The sequence below is a fragment of the Pseudomonas sp. LP_7_YM genome (assembly GCF_004364435.1).
Lineage (GTDB): Bacteria > Pseudomonadota > Gammaproteobacteria > Pseudomonadales > Pseudomonadaceae > Aquipseudomonas.
In genome coordinates this window covers 664,816-681,654 of record NZ_SOCT01000002.1, presented here as the reverse complement: position 1 = coordinate 681,654, position 16,839 = coordinate 664,816, and the positions used below count along the sequence as shown (strand labels likewise).

General features: G+C 59.7%; 16 protein-coding genes. 8 read left to right on the top strand and 8 right to left on the bottom strand.

Features of this window, described 5'->3' with window-relative positions:
• Nucleotides 1-135 precede the first annotated feature (135 nt).
• Nucleotides 136-1,212 carry an S-methyl-5-thioribose-1-phosphate isomerase gene (mtnA, locus tag EC915_RS08200; protein ID WP_133750022.1) on the bottom strand — a complete coding sequence of 359 codons (1,077 nt, stop codon included), beginning with the start codon at nt 1,210-1,212 and terminating at the stop codon, nt 136-138.
• A 229-nt stretch (nt 1,213-1,441) separates the two neighbouring features.
• Between mtnA and EC915_RS08195 the strand changes: the two genes are divergently transcribed.
• From EC915_RS08195 to EC915_RS08175, 5 genes are all read left to right on the top strand, one after another.
• The gene (locus EC915_RS08195; RefSeq protein WP_133750021.1) at nt 1,442-2,770 is read left to right on the top strand and encodes a TRZ/ATZ family hydrolase; all 1,329 of its coding nucleotides are present in this window, start codon (nt 1,442-1,444) and stop codon (nt 2,768-2,770) included.
• A gap of 80 nt (nt 2,771-2,850) precedes the next feature.
• Nucleotides 2,851-3,549 carry a bifunctional 2-polyprenyl-6-hydroxyphenol methylase/3-demethylubiquinol 3-O-methyltransferase UbiG gene (gene ubiG / locus EC915_RS08190; protein ID WP_133750020.1) on the top strand — a complete coding sequence of 233 codons (699 nt, stop codon included), beginning with the start codon at nt 2,851-2,853 and terminating at the stop codon, nt 3,547-3,549.
• Nucleotides 3,550-3,552: 3 nt separating this feature from the next.
• The gene (gene mupP / locus EC915_RS08185; protein WP_133750019.1) at nt 3,553-4,224 is read left to right on the top strand and encodes an N-acetylmuramic acid 6-phosphate phosphatase MupP; all 672 of its coding nucleotides are present in this window, start codon (nt 3,553-3,555) and stop codon (nt 4,222-4,224) included.
• A 98-nt stretch (nt 4,225-4,322) separates the two neighbouring features.
• The gene (locus EC915_RS08180) at nt 4,323-5,069 is read left to right on the top strand and encodes a YciK family oxidoreductase (RefSeq protein WP_133750018.1); all 747 of its coding nucleotides are present in this window, start codon (nt 4,323-4,325) and stop codon (nt 5,067-5,069) included.
• A gap of 287 nt (nt 5,070-5,356) precedes the next feature.
• Nucleotides 5,357-6,283: a GGDEF domain-containing protein gene (locus EC915_RS08175; RefSeq protein WP_133750017.1), complete on the top strand. Its 927-nt coding sequence runs from the start codon at nt 5,357-5,359 to the stop codon at nt 6,281-6,283.
• 5 nt (nt 6,284-6,288) lie between these two features.
• Here the strand turns inward: EC915_RS08175 and EC915_RS08170 are convergent, their stop codons facing one another.
• The 5 genes from EC915_RS08170 to EC915_RS08150 form a co-directional block, all read right to left on the bottom strand.
• A complete protein-coding gene (locus EC915_RS08170; RefSeq protein ID WP_133750016.1) occupies nt 6,289-7,083 on the bottom strand; it encodes a TenA family transcriptional regulator in 795 nt (264 codons plus the stop codon).
• A 34-nt stretch (nt 7,084-7,117) separates the two neighbouring features.
• A complete protein-coding gene (locus EC915_RS08165; protein ID WP_133750015.1) occupies nt 7,118-9,583 on the bottom strand; it encodes an EAL domain-containing protein in 2,466 nt (821 codons plus the stop codon).
• 269 nt (nt 9,584-9,852) lie between these two features.
• A complete protein-coding gene (locus tag EC915_RS08160; protein WP_133750169.1) occupies nt 9,853-11,658 on the bottom strand; it encodes an ABC transporter ATP-binding protein in 1,806 nt (601 codons plus the stop codon).
• A gap of 28 nt (nt 11,659-11,686) precedes the next feature.
• The gene (locus EC915_RS08155) at nt 11,687-12,322 is read right to left on the bottom strand and encodes a DsbA family protein (protein ID WP_133750014.1); all 636 of its coding nucleotides are present in this window, start codon (nt 12,320-12,322) and stop codon (nt 11,687-11,689) included.
• A gap of 3 nt (nt 12,323-12,325) precedes the next feature.
• Nucleotides 12,326-13,312, bottom strand: coding sequence for a rhodanese-related sulfurtransferase (locus tag EC915_RS08150; RefSeq protein WP_133750013.1), 987 nt, complete (start codon nt 13,310-13,312; stop codon nt 12,326-12,328).
• Nucleotides 13,313-13,357: 45 nt separating this feature from the next.
• On the opposite strand from EC915_RS08150, the gene EC915_RS08145 reads away from it, so the two are divergent.
• Nucleotides 13,358-13,579, top strand: a complete 222-nt coding sequence (locus tag EC915_RS08145) for a hypothetical protein (protein ID WP_133750012.1) — start codon at nt 13,358-13,360, stop codon at nt 13,577-13,579.
• 64 nt (nt 13,580-13,643) lie between these two features.
• Here EC915_RS08145 and EC915_RS08140 read toward each other — a convergent pair whose 3' ends face one another.
• The gene (locus tag EC915_RS08140; protein WP_133750011.1) at nt 13,644-13,940 is read right to left on the bottom strand and encodes a BolA family transcriptional regulator; all 297 of its coding nucleotides are present in this window, start codon (nt 13,938-13,940) and stop codon (nt 13,644-13,646) included.
• Between the two features lie 19 nt (nt 13,941-13,959).
• The gene (locus tag EC915_RS08135) at nt 13,960-14,493 is read right to left on the bottom strand and encodes a DUF2059 domain-containing protein (RefSeq protein ID WP_133750010.1); all 534 of its coding nucleotides are present in this window, start codon (nt 14,491-14,493) and stop codon (nt 13,960-13,962) included.
• Between the two features lie 261 nt (nt 14,494-14,754).
• On the opposite strand from EC915_RS08135, the gene EC915_RS08130 reads away from it, so the two are divergent.
• The gene (locus tag EC915_RS08130; protein WP_133750009.1) at nt 14,755-16,149 is read left to right on the top strand and encodes a class II fumarate hydratase; all 1,395 of its coding nucleotides are present in this window, start codon (nt 14,755-14,757) and stop codon (nt 16,147-16,149) included.
• Complete coding sequence (locus tag EC915_RS08125) at nt 16,142-16,756, top strand: NAD(P)H-dependent oxidoreductase (protein WP_133750008.1); 615 nt, start codon at nt 16,142-16,144, stop codon at nt 16,754-16,756. The genes EC915_RS08130 and EC915_RS08125 overlap by 8 nt, the downstream gene beginning before the upstream one ends.
• Nucleotides 16,757-16,839 lie beyond the last annotated feature (83 nt).

Sequence of the window (16,839 nt, the reverse complement as noted above, 5' to 3'; positions counted from 1 at the left end):
TTACCACAATGACGGTCAGGCACGAAGCATTCGCAAGCACTGAAAATGAGCGATTTCGCCATTAGCGGCCTGAGAAGCGCCTACAGGCCCGTATGGTGTGCAACCCGCCGGATGGTAGCGCCTGTCACAAAGTGATCAATGCAAGCGTTTACGGCACATCAGTTGTGCAAGCCTGGCCGTGTCTGGACGTTCAACAACACCCTTTTCAGTCACGATAACGTCGATCAGGTCGGCAGGCGTCACGTCGAACACCGGATTGAAGGCACCGATATCATTGCCCAGGCCGCGTCCACATACTTCCAGCAGTTCGCTTGCATCGCGCTCTTCAATAGGGATGTCGTCGCCGCTGGCCAGGTTCAGGTCAATGGTCGAACTCGGCGCCACCACCATGAAGCGCACGCCGTGATGCATGGCCGCGACGGCCAGTTGGTAAGTGCCGATCTTGTTCGCCACATCGCCATTGGCGGTGATGCGGTCGGCGCCGACGATGACCCAGGTGATGCCTTTGGTTTTCATCAAATGAGCTGCCGCCGAGTCCGCAGTGACCGTCACCGGAATGCTCTCGCTTGCCAGCTCCCAGGCGGTCAGCCGCGAGCCTTGCAGCCAGGGTCGGGTTTCATCGGCATACACGCGCTCGATCATGCCTTCTATATAAGCTGCACGAATCACTCCCAGCGCCGTACCGAAGCCGCCCGTGGCGAGGGCGCCGGCATTACAGTGGGTAAGCACGGTTTGCAGATTGCCCTGATGCTTGCGAATCAGGTCTACGCCCAGTTGCGCCATGGTCAGGTTGGCTTCGCGGTCGCTGAGGTGGATTGCTGCCGCTTCGGCCTCCATGGCGGCGCGTGGGTCCTCGCCATTCTTGAGCCGGTACAGGCGCTCGCGCATGCGGTTCAACGCCCAGAACAGATTGACAGCCGTAGGCCGGGCGTTGACCAGTTGATCGAAGTCCTCTTCGAGGGCCATTTGCCAATCGCCACCTTGGGCATACCGGTCGAAGACCGCGAGCACCAGCCCGTAGGCTGCAGCGATGCCGATGGCCGGCGCCCCGCGCACAACCATCGTTCGAATGGCCTCGGCCACTTCGTCCGCACTGTCACAGGCCCGCCAGGTTTGCTCGAACGGCAGTATCCGCTGATCCAGAAGGTATAGCGTGCCGTCCCGCCAATCGATGGCCTTCACTTTCTCTGCAGCCATTAATCGATCGCGCATTGCACACCCCACATGATTAAAATTCGAAGATCGGGGCGCTCAGTGGATCCGGACCCTTTGCAGGGATCGAACCTCCGCCCTGGCGAGCAAGCTCGCCCCCACTATTTGTCTCAGAGACCAGGAATCAAATGACCAGTAGCCGAAAAAGCCGCCGATTATAGCGAGCCGCCTGCCAGGGCGCTCGGGTATACTTCGCCGTCCCCGTTATATGCCAATGGATGCCCGCCCCATGCCCCAATCCGCCGCCCCGCTCGACCTTCTGCTGCTGCCCGAGTGGCTGGTACCGGTCGAACCTGCTGGCGTGGTGCTGCAGCAACACGGTATCGGGATTCGTGACGGGCTGATTGCCTACATCGGCCCCAAGGCAGAGGCGTTGCAGCAACAGGCTACAGAGGTCCGCGAATTGCCCGGCGCCCTCCTGAGCCCGGGCCTGATCAACGCCCATGGCCATGCAGCGATGACGCTGTTCAGAGGCTTGGCCGATGACTTGCCGCTGATGACCTGGCTACAAGACCATATCTGGCCTGCCGAGCATCGGTGGGTCGATGAGGATTTTGTCCGCGACGGCACCGACATCGCCATCGCCGAGCAGCTCAAGGGCGGCGTCACCTGCTTCTGCGACATGTATTTCTTTCCGAAGGTCGCCTGCGAACGCGTCCATGACAGCGGTATTCGTGCACAAATCACCGTTCCGGTGCTGGACTTCCCGATACCCGGCGCACGCAACGCTGACGAGTCGCTGCACATGGGTATCGAGCTGTTCCACGACCTGGCCCATCACGAGCGGATCAAAATCGCCATAGGGCCACACGCGCCTTATACCGTGAGCGATGAGAACCTGGAAAAGATCCGGGTCATTGCCGACGAGCTGGACGCAGCGATTCAAATGCATGTGCACGAGACCGCCTTTGAAGTGAACGAAGCGTTGCAGCAGCGCCAGGAGCGCCCGCTCGCCCGGCTGCATCGGCTGGGTCTGCTGGGCCCGCGTTTTCAGGCCGTGCACATGACCCAGATCAGCGACGACGATCTGGGGATGCTGGTAGAAACCAATTCGAGCGTGATTCACTGCCCGGAATCGAATCTGAAGCTGGCCAGCGGTTTCTGTCCGGTCGAACGGCTGTGGCAGGCGGGAGTCAATGTGGCTATAGGCACTGACGGAGCCGCCAGCAATAACGATCTGGATCTGCTGGGCGAAACCCGCACCGCTGCCTTGCTGGCCAAGGCGGTCGCAGGCTCGGCCACCGCGCTGGACGCCCACCGGGCACTGCGTATGGCCACACTCAACGGCGCGCGCGCCCTGGGCATCGAGCACCACGCAGGGTCTCTGGAACTCGGCAAAGCAGCGGACATGGTCGCGTTCGACCTGTCGGGACTGGCGCAGCAACCGATTTATGATCCGGTTTCACAGCTTATCTACGCCAGCGGCCGTGATTGCGTGCAGCACGTCTGGGTCGCAGGCAAACAACTGCTTCAGGACAAGCGCCTGACGCGCATGGATGAACAGGCGTTGATCAGAACCGCCAAAGCCTGGGGCAATCGCATTGCTGCCAAGGACTAGCGTTCAGCGACAGGCTTCAGTGCGATCACGGCCAACTGCCTTGATCGGCTACCGAATTTCAAGTTTTAGAGGGATCACACATGAACAACGTCGACAACGCTGAAATCGCCAAATTTGAGGCCCTGGCCCATCGTTGGTGGGACCGCAACAGCGAGTTCAAGCCCCTGCACGATATCAACCCTTTGCGAGTGAACTGGATCGACGAGCGAGTCGGACTGGCAGGCAAGAGTGTGCTCGATGTCGGTTGCGGCGGCGGGATTCTCAGCGAGGCCATGGCGCTGCGTGGTGCCAGCGTGACCGGGATCGACATGGGTGAAGCCCCGCTTGCAGTGGCACAATTGCATCAGCTGGAATCAGGCGTGACCGTCGAGTATCGCCAGATCACCGCCGAAGCCCTGGCCGAAGAAATGCCCGCGCAGTTCGACGTGGTGACCTGCCTGGAAATGCTCGAGCACGTACCCGATCCGTCATCGGTGATTCGCGCCTGCTACAAGATGGTCAAGCCGGGTGGTCAGGTGTTTTTCTCCACCATCAATCGCAACCCGAAGGCTTACCTGTTCGCGATCATCGGCGCGGAATACATCATGAACCTGCTGCCGCGCGGGACCCATGACTTCAAGAAATTCATCCGCCCTTCCGAACTGGGTGCCTGGAGCCGCAGCGCCGGACTTGAGGTCAAGGACATCATCGGCCTGACCTACAACCCGTTGACCAAGCATTACAAGCTGGCCTCCGATGTCGACGTCAATTACATGATCCAGACACTCAAGGGAGCCTGAGTCATGCGCCTCAGAGCGGTTCTATTCGACATGGACGGCACTTTGCTCGACACCGCGCCGGATTTCATCGCTATCTGCCAGGCCATGCTGGCCGAACGCGGCTTTCCTGCTGTCGACGACAAGCTGATCCGCGATGAAATTTCCGGCGGGGCCAAGGCCATGGTTTCAGCCGCGTTTGCGATGTCGCCGAGCGCGCCGGAGTTCGAGGCCTTGCGCCTGGAGTTTCTGGAGCGCTATCAGAAGGACTGCGCCGTTCACAGCACGCTGTTCGGCGGCATGGAGCAACTGTTGACCGACATCGAAACAGCAAAGCTGCTCTGGGGCGTGGTTACGAACAAACCCGTGCGCTTCGCTCAGCCGATCATGGAGCAACTGGGCCTGTCCGAGCGCTCGGCGGTACTGATTTGTCCCGATCATGTCAGCAAAAGCAAGCCGGATCCGGAGCCATTGCTGCTGGCCTGCAAAATGCTCGGCCTGGACCCGGCCAGCGTGCTGTTCGTGGGCGATGACTTGCGTGATATCGAGTCGGGCCGCGACGCTGGCACTAAAACCGCTGCCGTGCGCTACGGCTATATTCACCCCAACGACAATCCCGATCACTGGGGTGCAGACGTGGTCGTGGATCATCCCCTGGAACTGCTGCGAGTGCTGGATAACGCGCTGTGCAGCTGCTGACGCTCCGGGCGCGGATAAAAGTCCCCGGCCGCGCAAGCGCCAAAACGCTTGGCATCGCCTGACCAGCGCGCCAACGACAAGGACCAATGAGGCCACCCATGTTCAACTACTCCGCCCGCCCCGACCTGCTCAAAGACCGTGTCATTCTGGTGACCGGTGCCGGTCGTGGCATTGGCGCCGCCGCTGCCACAACCTACGCGGCTCACGGCGCGACCGTACTGCTGCTGGGTAAAACCGAGGCGAACCTGGCCGCTGTCTACGACGAAATCGAAGCCGCAGGTCATCCACAGCCAGTGGTCATTCCCTTCAATCTCGAAACCGCCCTGCCCCATCAGTACGACGAGTTGGCAGCGATGATCGAGGCTGAATTCGGACATCTGGACGGCTTGCTGCACAATGCGTCGATCATTGGCCCGCGTACGCCAATCGAGCAATTGTCGGGTGAGCATTTCATGCGCGTGATGCACGTCAACGTCAATGCGACATTCATGCTCACGTCGGCCCTGCTGCCGCTGCTCAAGTTGTCTCGCGACGCTTCGATGGTCTTCACTTCAAGCAGCGTCGGGCGTAAGGGTCGCGCCTACTGGGGCGCCTACGGAGTGTCCAAGTTCGCCACCGAAGGGTTGATGCAAACCCTGGCCGACGAACTGGAAAACCTCGCATCGGTACGCGCCAACAGCATCAATCCCGGCGGAACCCGAACCGAAATGCGCGCTCAGGCATATCCTGCGGAAAACCCGCTGAACAACCCTGCTCCCGAGGAAATAATGCCGGTCTACCTGTACCTGATGGGCCCCGATAGCCGGGGTGTCAATGGCCAGGCGTTCGACGCTCAGCAGAAGTAATCCGAACGTCACCTGACTCTGCCTGCATCGATAGCGACGGCAAGCCTTCGAAAAAAGGAGCGATCCGGTCGCGACCTGCTTGCTCCCTCGGCAGTTTTCCGCCGGCTCTGGGCCGTTCTTCGGCCCGCAGGCCCTCAGGGGAGCCAATCCCAAGGCGCGTCCACTGTCCTTGCCAGCGCCTATGCAAGCTAAGCCTCTGATTTCTATGGAGGGCCAATCGTACATTCGAATTGGCACGAGTTTCGCTCTATCTCTGCCATGCCGATGAGCGGCGCAGGAGCGAAGACATGAGTTTTCCCACACGAACCAATGCCATTGATTTCAACAGTGCGAGGCTGCAACGCTTCGGCTTTTCGCCTGCTCAATTTCTAGCCCAGCCACTGCTGGACTATGACCAGCTGCAACGCCGGCTTGGCCTGCAGCTACAGACAAGCCTGGAAGCGGACAAGGTCCTGGCGATGTTCTTCCAGAGTGTTCAGCAACTGATTCCGCTGGGTGCGCTTATTTACAGGCACGAGGGCACAGACCTGCGTCTGGAACTCGGCGCGCGCGCGCGTCACGACGCCAGCTACTGCATCACGTATGAAGGCGAGCAAATGGGGCAACTGACGTTTCAGCGCGATCAGGCCTTTGGCGAGGATGAGCTCGCCCAACTCGAATCCTTGTTGAGCAACCTGATTTACCCGCTGCGCAACGCGCTGCTTTACCGACATGCGAGCCTGAGCGCATTGCGCGACCCGTTGACCGGTGCTGGCAATCGTATTGCCATGGAGCAGTCACTCTCCCGCGAGGCCGAAATTGCCCGCCGCCATCAGCAACCGCTGTCAGCGCTGATGCTGGACATCGATCATTTCAAAGGCATCAACGACACCCACGGCCACGTCACGGGCGATGAAGTGCTCAAGGCCGTGGCGGACATGATCAAGGATCGCCTGCGTAACATCGATCAAGTCTTCAGATTCGGTGGGGAGGAGTTTCTGATCGTGCTGACCAATACCCCTCGTGAGTCAGCCGCTCTGGTGGGCGAACGTCTGCGCCAGGCTATCCTGCAACTCAAATGTCCGGCTAACCACAGCGCGGCGCAGCTGACCATCAGCCTGGGCTGCGCGACACTGCTGCCGGGAGAATCCCCCGACAGTCTGGTGCGTCGCGCTGACTCCGCACTCTATGCGGCCAAACGACAAGGCCGTAACCGTCTCGAAATGGCCGGCTGAGTGGCTCATGCTTGAGCAGTGTCGTACCGCCGTGCTGGCGTCTTCGCCTCACCTGACGATTCAAGCGCCATGCACCGTTCCAGGAACAGGTACATGTATTCGTAGCTTTTGCAGATCGCCCTTCTCAGGTCTGCCTGCAACTGTTCAGAGGGATTATTGCCCGCCAGGGTGCAAATGATTTCCAAGGCTTCCCAAGGGTGGGAGTCGTCATATTGCGCATGCATCTTCAGCCACTTCATGGCGCGCTTGCGGGTCTGCGGCGGGAACAGATCTGCGTAGGTTTCCTTTGAACAGACCACGGCGGACCATTCGCCGGTCGCCCCCTCGATCGCATAGTTGGTGGCAGCCATCGCCACGGCCAGAGGGTCCGACGAGCAGCTATGCCAGCACCAGTGACTGAGTGCGTGCAACTCTGAAGGGACTTGCTGCGCTTGCAGATCCTCCAACGTGACACCATGGGCCGCGCTCCAGTTTATCCAGTAGTCGGCATGGTTGAGTTCAACCCGGATATTGCGCATCAGCCAGCGGCGAGCCATGTCCTCGCCGGGGTGACGGGCGAAGCGGGTTTTGGTCAGGTTGTGCGCCATATAGACCGCAAACTGCTCCACCACGGGCCAACCGCCAATCAGGTACTGACGCATCGTGCCAGCACTGAGCTGGCCGTCTCTCATACGTTGATAAAGCTCATGCCCCACCACACGTGCCTTGGCCTCGCTGCAATCCTCGATCAATTGCTGCGCCCAGACAGGGTAACTGCTGGCATCCATCAGCGGACCGGTTCTAACGAACGTATCGATCACTGCGTAGCTCCTTATGTTGTATTGCGTTGATCGCTCAGCGATAGGTCCCGGGGGCACTGAGCAACATTGGGGGCTGCCTCGCGGGTCTCGCGTGCAGACATTCACAGGTAAACAACCGCGGTCGCTCGATGACATACCCCTGACCGTAGTCCACACCGATTTCCAGTAACACCTGTTCTATCTGTGGGCTTTCAACAAACTCGGCAATCGTCTGTTTGCCCATTACGTGTCCAATCTGGTTGATCACTTCGACCATCGCCCGGTTGACCGGATCGTCAAGCATGTCCCTTACAAAACTGCCATCGATCTTCAAGAAGTCCACCGGGAGATGCTTCAGGTAAGCAAATGACGACATGCCCGCACAGAAGTCGTCCAGGGAAAACCGGCACCCCAGGCCCTTGAGTTCATTGATGAAGCGAATGGCGCTGCCCAGGTTAGCGATCGCACTGGTTTCGGTGATTTCAAAACAGATGAGTTCCGGTGGAATGGCGTAGATCTGGAACTGCTGCCGCAGAAACTCAAGAAAAGCGTCGTCGCCAATGCTGGTCCCGGACAGGTTGATTGCACACACCGCCATGGGCCCTTTGCCATGATTGTCGCTAAGGCATTCGGCGATGACCCTGAAAACACTCTGCACTACCCAGCGATCCAGTGTCGACATCATCCCGTACCGTTCGGCGGCGGGAATGAAGCTGTCGGGCAGAATCAGCCGACCCGATTCGTCACGCAGGCGCAGCAGAATCTCCACGTGGCCTCGCCCATTGGCGGTCTCTCGAGCAAGCGGTGCAATTTCCTGCGAATACAGGCAAAAACGGTCCTCCTCCAGCGCGACGTGCAGCCGCTGAATCCAGGCCATTTCGCCAAAACGGGTGGACAGCTCCGAGTCATCGTCGTTGTAGACCTGAACCCGATTGCGGCCTTTTTCCTTGGCCATGTAGCAAGCCATGTCCGCCGACCGTAACGAGGCTTCCAACGTCGTTGGCGCATTGGAGACATGCACCACGCCGATGCTGACGGTGGTGACGAACGGGCGGCCTTTCCAAATGAAATGCAGACTTTCCACCGTCTGACGCAAGCCTTCGGCAACTTCTTCGGCGACCTCGGGTGAGCAGTGCTCCAGTAGAATCCCGAACTCGTCACCGCCTAGCCGCGCCAGGGTATCGCCCTCGCGAATGCCCTGTTGAAGCAAGGTACAAATGTGCCTTAGCAGTTCATCACCGGCGGCGTGGCCGCTGGTATCGTTAACCAGCTTGAACTGGTCGAGGTCCAGAAACATGAGCGAATGCTGCCCCGGCTGGTGACCCAGCTCGCTCAACGCCAGCTCCAGTCGGTATTCGAATTCCCGGCGGTTGGCCAGCCCTGTCAAGGCATCGTGCGTGGCCTGCCACGACAGGCTGGCGATGTACTGCCGCTCCTGGGTCATGTCATGCAGTACCAGAACCGCACCACAGACCTTGCCCTCGGTACGAATCGGCGAACCTACGAGCGCAACCGATACGGTGCTGCCATCCAGACGCTGAATGAGCTTGGCATTCTCGCTCCCACCTCCCAGCTTGCCGCTGAGGATATGCTCGATCAGGGTCGAGTTGTCCTTCTGATCGTTCTCGTCGATAAGATTGAACAGCGCCGCCAACGGTAAACCGACCGCCTGCCCGTTTTTCCAGTGAGTCATGTGCTCGGCGGCAGGATTCATGTAGGTGATCGAACCATCGACATCGGTGGTAATCACTCCGTCACCAATCGACTCCAGGGTGATCTGGGCCCGCTCTTTCTCGGTCTGGAGGGCTAGAGCGAAAGCATGCCGCTGCTCCAGCAATTTGTGTGTACGCAGCAGCGCCAACAGGATCAGAACGATCCCCGTGGTCAGGTTGACCACCACCAAAATCCGCAAAATCATCCGCGAAACTGCACCCAGCGCATCGCTGAAGGCCATGGCTGCAGGCGTTACACCTTCGTTGATGGCGTTGATTTGCTGCTTCCATGCCAGCACGTCGGCATGGGTGGCGCTGCCATCGACAATGCGCTGATGCATCTCCCGGGCGACTTCGTCCAGCTGTACGAGGTAGTCGTCGCCGATTTTCCAAAGATCGACCGCCTTTTCCAGATAGCTGAAATGGCGGAAATTCAGATAAAGCCAGATGACGCCCTGAGCATCGTCAGAATCGTTTCCCCCTTGAAGAATGCCCGCCTTTGCACGCGCCAGATCAGGCTCGGGCTGATCCATTGCCACCCGCAGATCATGACCCCCCTGAGGGACGGCAATGGCCCGCTGATATTTCAGGTAATTGATTTCATCCCGGCTGTTGGCATACAGATTCAGATAGTAAATCGCGTCTTTCTGCCCTTTGGACCAGAGGCTTTCCCCTCCCACGTAACTGCGTACCGCCGACATCATTTCAAGGCTGACGCAGCCAAGCAGCGCCTGTAACAGCACTACCGCAATAAATGGCCAGACAATGCCCAAAAGGCGGGGCTTTTCGAGGATCCGCTTTTGCTTCATGGTGTCCCTTTCATCCGCACTGCCAGATACTCACTTCCCCTTCCAGGCGACGCTCCTGAGAAATAAGGGATTTGGCTAACTTACACGATGCAACGGAATGCTCCTCATATTTTCGTGCTGCTTTCGCGCGTGATCGCGCGACATAGAGACCTAAAGATGACGCTTTTCACCATGATCGAACACAGTGTTCAAGCGTAGCGCAAGAATTGACGTGTTCCAGTGGCGATACGCCATTTCATATCTGAGGAGATGAAAACCGACAAGCTGTATTACACCTGTTGCAGGTGGCCATAAAGACGTGCATAGAGACCGCCGTCGGCGATCAGCTGCTGGTGGTCCCCGTCCTCGGCGATCCTGCCTCCATCGAAGACCAGCACACGGTCGGCCTGCTTCACCGCCGACAGGCGGTGGGCAATGATCAACGTCGTTCGCCCGGTGAGGAAGCGGTTCAGGGCCTGGTGCAAGTTGTATTCGGTAGCAGCGTCCAGCGCCGATGTGGCCTCGTCGAGAATCACCACTTTGGGGTCGGCAAGCACCATTCGCGCAATGGCCAGCCGCTGTCGCTGGCCGCCGGACAAGCGCACTCCGGAGCGCCCGACGACACTGTCCAGCCCTTGTGGCAAGGCGCGAATCGTGGCGTCCAGTTGGGCTATCTGCAGCGCCTGCCAACAGGCTTGGTCGGTCCGCTCTCGGCCCATGGCAAGATTGGCGCGGACGGTGTCATTGAACAGCGCAGGATGCTGCAAGACCACCGCAACGTTTTCGCGCACGGTCTCAAGGCCAATATCTTGCAGGGTTGCGCCGCCGAAGCGAATGCTACCGGCATCAGCGGTGTAGAGGCCAAGCAGCAGCTGAACCAGCGTACTCTTCCCGCCGCCGCTGGCGCCCACAATGGCCACCTTTTCACCCGGCGTGATGGACAGGTCAAGGTGATCGAGCACTCGTTCCTGGTTGTAACCGAAGCACAGACCGCGCACCTCGATGCCCACGGTTTCGCGGCCATTGAACGGATTGACACCGCCTTCGTATTGCGGCTCGTCGGCGCGGGCCAGCAACTCATTGATACGGGTCAGCGCTCCGCCTGCGGCATAAAAGGCATATTGCAGATTCAGCAGCTGCTCCACCGGGCCGATCATGAACCACAGGTAGCTGAACACGGCCAGCATGTGGCCGATGGAAAGATCGGAGAACAACACCGTAAGCATCGCCGCCGCGCGGAAAATATCGATACCGAACTGAAACAGTAACCCGCTGGCACGGCCCGAGGCGTCGCTCTTCCACTGCGAGGACACGGCATAGTCGCGCACCTCTCTTGCCCGTCCGCCGAGCAGCCCGAGGAAGTAGCCCTGGCGATTGCCGGCGCGGATTTCCTGGATCGCATCCAGTGTTTCAGTCAGGGCCTGAGTGAACCGCGAAGTGCTGTCGTTTTCCAGTTTCTTGAGGTGCTTGACGCGTTTGCCCAACTTGACCGTGGCGTAAATCACCAACGGGTTGAACAGCAGGATCAACAGCGCCAACTGCCAGTGCATCCAGACCAGAATGGCGGCAGTACCGGTCAGCGTCAGCATCGCCACCAGGAACCTGCTCAAGGTCTCGCCGACGAATTTGTCCAGCGTGTCCAGATCGGTGACCAGATGCGCAGTCACCGTGCCGCTGCCCAGACTTTCGTATTCGCCCAGGGAAATCCGTTTGAGCCGCTCGATCAGCCGGATACGAATGCGATAGACGATATCCTTCGCCAACCCGGCAAACAGGCGCGCCTGAATCACGTTGAACAGCAAGGCGCCCAGTCGCAGGCACAACGTGGCGGCCAGGATCAGCCCGATATAACCGACCGGCTTATGCAGGCTGGCTGGCAAAAATTTATTCATGAACAACAGCGCCGCATTGCCCTTGCCTAACAACACCTCGTCGACCAACAGAGGCAGCAGCAATGGAATGGGCACCGAACACAGCACTGCCAGCACGGCGACGCCATTGGCGATCCAGAGCGATCGTTTGTGATGCAGTGCAAGCTTGCGGATCTGCGCCCAGTCGAGGCGGTCAGTTTGTGCGAGCGGGTTGTCGCGGGGGATTGCTCGCGAACCTTTGCCGTCGAGGGGGTCACGCACTGGCTGCACGCTCCAGCCAACGGCCCAGGAGCGGCGCCAGTGTATCGAGGGGTTGATAGCCGTTGGTCAGCAAGGCCAGCTGACCCTCACGTTCAGCAAGCAGCGTTGGAAAGCCGGCGATGCCAAGATCCCGCACCCAGGAAAAATCCGATGTAGTGGCCGCATGCTGTTCGGGGCTGTCGAATGCTTCGGCAAACTCGATGCGGGGCAGCCCGGCGCTCTCGGCAAGCTGCGCCAGCACTGATGCATGGGTCGTGTCCCGGCCTTGCAGGTAGAACGCCTGCTGGATTTCCCCGACCAGCTTCCAGGCGATGTCCGGCGCGAGACTGCGCGCAGCGACGATGGCGCGGCACGCAGGTTCGGTGTCATAGACAAAGCCGTCAGGCAAGGCACCTTCGAATTTGAACGACTGGCCTGTGGTGTTCTGCACCGCATGCCAGTGCTCGAGAATATAGCGCCTGGCGGTTGGCTCCAGTGCCGCACCACTGCCGGTACGCAAGCCGCCCACCACCAGATGCAACGGCAGACCCGCCGCCTTCGCCTGCTCGACCAGTGCATCGGCCACGGGCGCAAAGCCCCAGCACCATGAACACATCGGGTCCATCACATAAAGCAGGCGGGCGTTCATGGTTCAGGCCTCGTGGGTCTGGGCTTCTTCAGCCAGGTTCACGTCGGGTTGGCCATCGAGCAACCGATAGTTGCGACCGATCGGATGGGGCTGATTGCGTGCCTTGGCAAGGTCGATCTGCTTCTGGCGGTCGATCGCGCTGCGGCGGGTCTTCTCGCTCAACGAATCCCAGCAGTGCGGGCAACTGACGCCAGGCGAGTAGTGTTCGCTGGCGCGATCTTCGGCGCTGATCGGGGTGCGGCAGGCATGGCATTGATCGTAGTCGCCTTTGCTCAGGTCATGGCGAACGGTCACGCGATTATCGAAGACGAAGCAGTCCCCGCGCCACTGGCTTTCTGCCTGAGGCACTTCTTTCAGATACTTGAGAATTCCGCCCTTGAGGTGATAGACCTCTTCAAAGCCTTCGCCGAGCATGTAGCTCGAGGCTTTTTCGCAACGAATGCCCCCGGTGCAGAACATGGCGACCTTCTTGTGTTTCGCCGGATCGAAGTGGGCCTTGATGTACTCGGGAAACTCGCGGAAAGTCGTGGTTTTGGGATCGATAGCGCCCTCGAAGGTGCCGATGGACACTTCGTAGTCGTTGCGGGTATCGATCAACAGCACCTCAGGATCGGTGATCAGCGCATTCCAGTCCTGCGGCTCGACGTAGGTACCGACGGCCTTGTTCGGGTCCACACCTTCCACACCCAGGGTCACGATCTCTTTCTTGAGCTTGACCTTGGTGCGGTAGAAGGGCTGAGCGTCGCAGTACGACTCTTTGTGGTCTATGTCGTCCATGCGCGGGTCGTTCTTGAGCCAGGCCATCAGCCCATCAATGCCTTCGCGACTGCCGGAAACCGTGCCATTGATGCCCTCTTCGGCGATCAGCAAGGTGCCTTTGATGCCGTTATCGACCATTGCCCTTAGCAACGGCTCGCGCATCTCTACGTAGTCCGAAAGGGTGACGAATTTGTACAGCGCCGCGACGACGATGGGGGCGGTTTGGGTCATGTTGCGTCTCCAGGTGGTGACCCTCGCAAAGGGCCTACCGGATGAATGATTCAGGTCAAAGCGTGCCAGCCCGGCAACGCGGCGCGGATTTTAGCAAATATCGGCGGCGGGCAGACAGAGGGGGTGATCGGCGGAAAATCGATGCAGGTCAATCGGGCAGCCAAGAGATCCATACTGTCGAGGCATCAACCTGTGGGAGCGAATTCATTCGCGATTGGCCCGCAAGCGCCGAGCCGATGCTACGGCCTGATGCAGCTTTGCGAATGAATGCGCTCCCACAGGGGGAACGTATCCATTCACGAAACGCGACCGACAAGTGCGTCGCTCCTAATCAGTCATGCCCCCCGGCACAAGTCGGCGAAGCAGGTGCGGCGCCCAGCTTCGACCACTCCTGCGGGGTGTAGGTGTGCAACGCCAGGGCATGAAACTCACCCATCAGGCCACCGAGCAGGCCATAGACCTTCTGGTGACGCTTGACGGCGTTGAGGCCAGCGAACTGGTCGCTGACCACCACGGCCTTGTAGTGAGTGTCGGTGCCGCGACTGTGCATGTGGCTTTCGTTGAGCACTTGCAGGTACTCGGGCTGAAAGACCGTCAACGCGGATTCGATTCGCTGTTGCATGCTCATGTCTGGCTTCACTTATGGCTTACGGCTTTTTGGCAGGGGCTGCCGGGGCACCCTTGGCGCCAGCCGGAACGAGTTCGCTGGTCATTGACTCGAGCAGCTTGGTGACCACTGGCACTGCAGGTTGCAGTTTGTCCTGAGTCATCTGGAACGACTGCTGGCTGATCTGCGGCATCTTCGCCTGGACTTTCTTGCCCAGCGGAGACTGGTAGAAGGCCACCAGGTCCTTGAGCTCTTGCTCGCTGAAGTTATCGGTGTACAGCTTGACCATGTCAGGCTGCAGCTTTTCCCAGCCAATGGCCTTGTCCAGAGCGGCGTTGGCCTGCGCCTGATATTTTTCCAGCACGGCTTTCTTGGACTCCGGCGCTTTGGTTTCGGCGAAACGCTGGGCGAACATTTGCTGCGCTTGCGCGTAAATCGGCGCGCCCAACTGATCGGCGTGAGCCAGTTTGAGGAAGGCTACGGCGCTGGCATCGTGGCTGGCGGTGGCGGCGAGAGCCTGGCCGCTGGCACATACCAGAGCGACCGCAGCACAGATGGCACGAAGACGGGTCATCGAGTTTCCTTATCTAGCAGGCGAGGCTGAACCCCAAGGCCGCACATTCTGCGCCCCTTTTCATCCTGCGCTCAACCCCCGGCGCTACCGACGGTCAAATCGCCGTCCGGAGACAAGCCCACGCCATAAAGGTTGCACAGGCAGACCCGGCCTTTCGTCGCACGTTGAGCGCGCATCTTCGTGCCGCACAGCCATTACCGGGAACCGAAACTGCGTGCCGGGTACTAAACTGCGCCATTCGACCCTTAAGGAGTGATTCCAGTGAGCCGTACCGAAACCGACAGCATAGGTCTGATCGAAGTCCCCGATGACGCTTACTGGGGTGCGCAAACCCAACGCTCCCTGATCAACTTCGCCATTGGTCAGGAGCGTATGCCGCTGCCGGTGATCCATGCGCTGGCCCTGATCAAGAAAGCCGCCGCAAGGGTCAATGAACGCAACGGTGACTTGCCTGCCGACATCGCGCGGCTCATCGAGCGGTCCGCTAACGAAGTGCTCGGCAAGGAGCTCGACGACCATTTCCCGCTGGTAGTCTGGCAGACCGGCAGTGGCACCCAGAGCAACATGAACGTTAACGAAGTGATCGCCGGACGCGCTAATGAACTGGCGGGCAAGGGGCGCGGCGGCAAGTCGCCCGTTCATCCCAATGATCACGTCAACCGCTCGCAAAGCTCCAACGACTGCTTCCCGACCGCTATGCATATCGCCGCTGCTCAAGCGGTCAAGGGGCAACTGCTGCCCGCCATCGCTGAGTTGTCGGCAGGCATTGCCGAACAGTCGTCGCGCCACATGAAGCTGGTGAAAACCGGTCGCACGCACATGATGGACGCCACGCCGATCACTTTCGGGCAAGAGCTGTCGGCCTACGTGGCGCAATTGGATTACGCCGAAAAAAGCATTCGCGCAGCCCTCCCCGCCGTTTGCGAACTGGCTCAGGGCGGCACGGCGGTCGGCACCGGGCTTAACTCACCCCATGGTTTCGCCGAGGCCGTGGCCGCCGAACTGGCTGCCTTGTCTGGTTTGCCGTTCGTGACCGCGCCGAACAAATTCGCGGCATTGGCAGGGCATGAGCCGCTGACGGCGCTGTCAGGCGCGCTGAAAACACTGGCGGTCACGCTGATGAAAATCGCCAACGACCTGCGCCTGCTGGGCTCGGGCCCGCGCGCCGGTTTTGCAGAAGTCAAACTGCCAGCCAACGAGCCGGGCAGCTCGATCATGCCGGGCAAGGTTAATCCGACTCAGTGCGAGGCACTGTCGATGCTGGCCTGTCAGGTCATGGGCAACGACACCACCATCGCGTTCGCGGCGAGCCAGGGTCACCTGCAGTTAAACGTGTTCAAGCCGGTGATCATCCATAACCTGCTGCAGTCGATTCGACTGCTGGGCGACGGATGCCGCAATTTCAACGAGCACTGCATCGCGGGCATGGAAGCGGACGCCGCAAAAATGGCCGAGCACCTGGAACGCGGCCTGATGCTGGTCACGGCACTCAACCCGCACATCGGCTATGACAAGTCGGCACAGATCGCCAAAAAGGCTTACAGCGAAGGCCTGACCCTGCGCGAAGCGGCCTTGCAGCTGGGCTTGCTGACCGAGGCCGAGTTCGATGCCTGGGTACGTCCCGAGAAGATGCTGGAGGCCGGCAGCAATGGCTGAGCCGATCAGTGGCGCCACCCCACTGGAAGGGTATGGCAAACGCATTCTGATGGTCATCGGCTCGCCGAAGTCCATCAGCCTCTGCCACGCGCTGGGCGAAGCCTATGCCCAGGGCGCGCGCAGTCAGGGCCATGCCGTGCGGGTGCTGAAGCTGGACGAGCTGGACTTCGACCCGGTGCTGCGCGGCGGCTATGAATCGAGTCAGATGCTGGAACACGATCTGCTGGAGGCTCAGCGGGAAATTCACTGGGCCCAGCATCTGGTGTTCGTCTATCCGGTCTGGTGGGGCGGGCTGCCGAGCCTGCTCAGCGGTTTTTTCGACCGGGTGCTCATGCCCGGTTTCGCGTTCAAGACCCACGGTCGCCACCATCCTTCCAACGAACTGCTAAAAGGCCGGACCGCCGAACTGCTGGTGACGCTGGACACACCGTCTCGCTACTTCCGCTGGGTGTTCAAGGCACCGGCTCACCGGCAGATGAAAAGGACAATTCTGGAGTTCTGCGGAATCAGGCCCACGCGGCTGACGGAGTTTTCCCCGGTCCGTACCTCGACCGAAGAGCAACGTCAGCAGTGGATCCATCAGGCTGAAGCATTGGGAAAGCGCTGATTCGGTTGGGGATTAGTTCAGCTTTAACGTAAATGATCGAACGTCCAGCCGAGTTTTTCGTCTCAACCTGTGCGGGCTCATGC